This is a genomic window from Rhodoferax sp. (assembly GCF_034519335.1).
GTDB lineage: Bacteria > Pseudomonadota > Gammaproteobacteria > Burkholderiales > Burkholderiaceae_C > Allorhodoferax.
In genome coordinates this window covers 1-2,553 of the sequence record NZ_JAXHOL010000039.1, presented here as the reverse complement: position 1 = coordinate 2,553, position 2,553 = coordinate 1, and the positions used below count along the sequence as shown (strand labels likewise).

The 2,553-nt window shown below is 63.9% G+C and carries 2 protein-coding genes and 1 pseudogene; all 3 read left to right on the top strand.

Annotated elements, in window-relative coordinates:
• Positions 1-1,465 (top strand): annotated as a pseudogene (garD, locus tag U5O12_RS17750) (galactarate dehydratase); the annotation flags it as partial.
• Between the two features lie 39 nt (positions 1,466-1,504).
• Positions 1,505-2,287 (top strand): 2-dehydro-3-deoxyglucarate aldolase, encoded by a 783-nt coding sequence (gene garL, locus U5O12_RS17745; RefSeq protein WP_322579930.1) that lies wholly within the window; start codon positions 1,505-1,507, stop codon positions 2,285-2,287.
• A gap of 130 nt (positions 2,288-2,417) precedes the next feature.
• Positions 2,418-2,553 (top strand): NAD(P)-binding domain-containing protein (locus U5O12_RS17740; RefSeq protein WP_322579931.1); only part of this gene is annotated, 136 nt, incomplete at its 3' end.

Sequence of the window (2,553 nt, the reverse complement as noted above, 5' to 3'; positions counted from 1 at the left end):
AGTTACGTATTGGTGCCGATTGCCAAAGACGCCGCTGTGCTGCGCTACAACGTGCCGATTGGCTACGCAATGCAGGATATTCCTGCGGGCGCCTGGGTGCACGAGCGCATGCTGCACATGCCCGAAGCCCGCTCACTCGCCGACCTGCCCCGTTCCACTGCAGCCGCCTGGAATGCGGAGCCGCTGGAGGGTTACACCTTCGAGGGCTACCGCAATGCCGATGGCTCGGTGGGCACGCGCAACATCCTGGCCATCACCACCACGGTGCAGTGTGTGGCGGGTGTGGTGGACTTTGCGGTGCAGCGCATCAAGGAGCAGCTGCTGCCGCGCTACCCGAATGTGGACGACGTGATTGGTCTGGAGCACAGCTACGGCTGCGGTGTGGCCATCGACGCACCCGACGCCATCATCCCCATCCGCACGCTGCGCAACATCTCCAAGAACCCCAACTTTGGCGGCGAGGTGATGGTAGTGAGCCTGGGCTGCGAGAAGCTGCAACCGGACCGTCTATTCCCTGCTGGTGGTATTGCTATCAAACCAGTAGCTGCTGGCGCAGTGGATACCGGGGCCTACAGGCCAATTTGGCACTCAAAATGAGCCCGCACTCGATGTGGTGTGCCTGCAGGCCGAGAAGCATGTGGGCTTCATGAGCATGATTGACTCGGTGCTGGCCTCCGCCGTCCCGCACCTGGAGCGCCTGAACGCCCGCCAGCGCGAAACCGTGCCTGCCAGCGAACTGGTGGTGGGCGTGCAATGTGGCGGCAGCGATGCGTTCTCTGGTGTGACGGCCAACCCCGCCGTGGGGTATTGCACCGACCTGCTGGTGCGCGCCGGGGCCACAGTCATGTTCTCGGAGACCACCGAGGTACGCGATGCGGTGGACCAGATGACGGCCCGCGCCACCACCCCGGAGATTGCCGATGCCATGGCGCGCGAGATGGCCTGGTACGACGCCTACCTGGGCCGCGGCCAAGCCGACCGCAGCGCCAACACCACACCCGGCAACAAGGCCGGTGGCCTCTCCAATATTGTCGAAAAAGCCATGGGCTCCATCATCAAGTCCGGCACCGCGCCCATCAGCGGCGTGCTGTCGCCGGGCGAGAAACTGCAGCACAAGGGCCTGCACTATGCCGCCACCCCCGCCAGCGACTTCATCTGCGGCACGCTGCAGCTGGCCGCTGGCATGAACCTGCATGTGTTCACCACCGGCCGCGGCACGCCGTATGGCCTGGCCGAGTGCCCGGTCATCAAGGTGGCCACCCGCACCGACCTGGCCCGCCGCTGGCACGACCTGATGGACGTGAACGCCGGCCGCATTGCGGATGGCGAAGCCAGCATTGAAGACCTGGGCTGGGAGCTGTTCCGCCTGATGCTCGATGTGGCCAGTGGCCGCAAAAAAACCTGGGCTGAGCAATGGAAGCTGCACAACTCGCTGGTGCTGTTCAACCCCGCCCCAATCACCTGACCCCCGACAAGAACAACCCGATTTCCTGAAGGCATTGCCATGACCTACCCTACCCCTTACCGCCCTTTTCCCAACCAGTTCAAGAAGGACCTGCTGGCCGGCAAGCGCCTGATTGGCTGCTGGGCATCGCTGGCCAGCCCCATCACCGCCGAGGTGCTGGGTGTTGCTGGCTTTGACTGGATCTTGTTGGACGGCGAACACTCGCCCAACGATGTGGTGACCTTTGTGCCCCAACTCATGGCGCTCAAGGACAGCGTGAGCGCGCCCTTTGTGCGCCCCACCTGCAACAACCCCATCGAGATCAAGCGCCTGCTGGATGCGGGGTTCTACAACTTCCTGGTGCCCTTTGTGCAAAACGCCGAAGAAGCGGAGTTGGCCGTTTCCGCCACCCGCTACCCGCCCGAGGGCATGCGCGGTGTATCGGTCGCCCAGCGCAGCAACCGCTATGGCTCGGTGCCCAACTATTTCCAGGAAGCTAACCAGCACATGTGTGTGGCGGTGCAAATTGAAAGCCGCGAAGCCGTGGCCGCCAGTGGCGAGATTGCCGCCGTGCCAGGCGTGGACTGCATTTTTGTCGGGCCATCAGACCTGGCCGCTGGTTATGGCCACTTGGGCAACGCAGCGCACCCCGAGGTGCAGGCCGCTATTGCCCATGTGTTTGCCCAGGCCAAGGCCCACGGCAAGCCCGCCGGCATCCTGGCGCCAGTAGAGGCCGATGCACGCCGCTACATGGACATGGGCGCCACCTTTGTGGCCGTAGGCAGCGACCTGGGGGTGTTCCGCAATGCCACGCAGGCTTTGCGGGACCGGTACCTTAGCTAGCACTTCTTTTTCTGGCGGGGAGACTGTGTGGCAGCGTGTTCTGCTGCGTGTCCCCCGCCCTTAGGGCTCCTCCTTTACCTCCGCAGAACACGCTGCCACACAGTCTCCCCAACTCCTTCGCACTACCACTATGACTACTCTCGGATTTATCGGCCTCGGCATCATGGGCGCCCCCATGGCAGGGCACCTTATCGCCGCCGGCCACACCGTGTACCTGAACACCCGCAGCGCAGTGCCTGCACAGCTGCTGGAAGCGGGCGGACGCG

Coding starts and splice junctions, on each gene's coding strand:
- garL (WP_322579930.1), top strand. CDS start 1,505: ATGACCTACCCTACCCCTTACCGCCCTTTTCCCAACCAGTTCAAGAAG.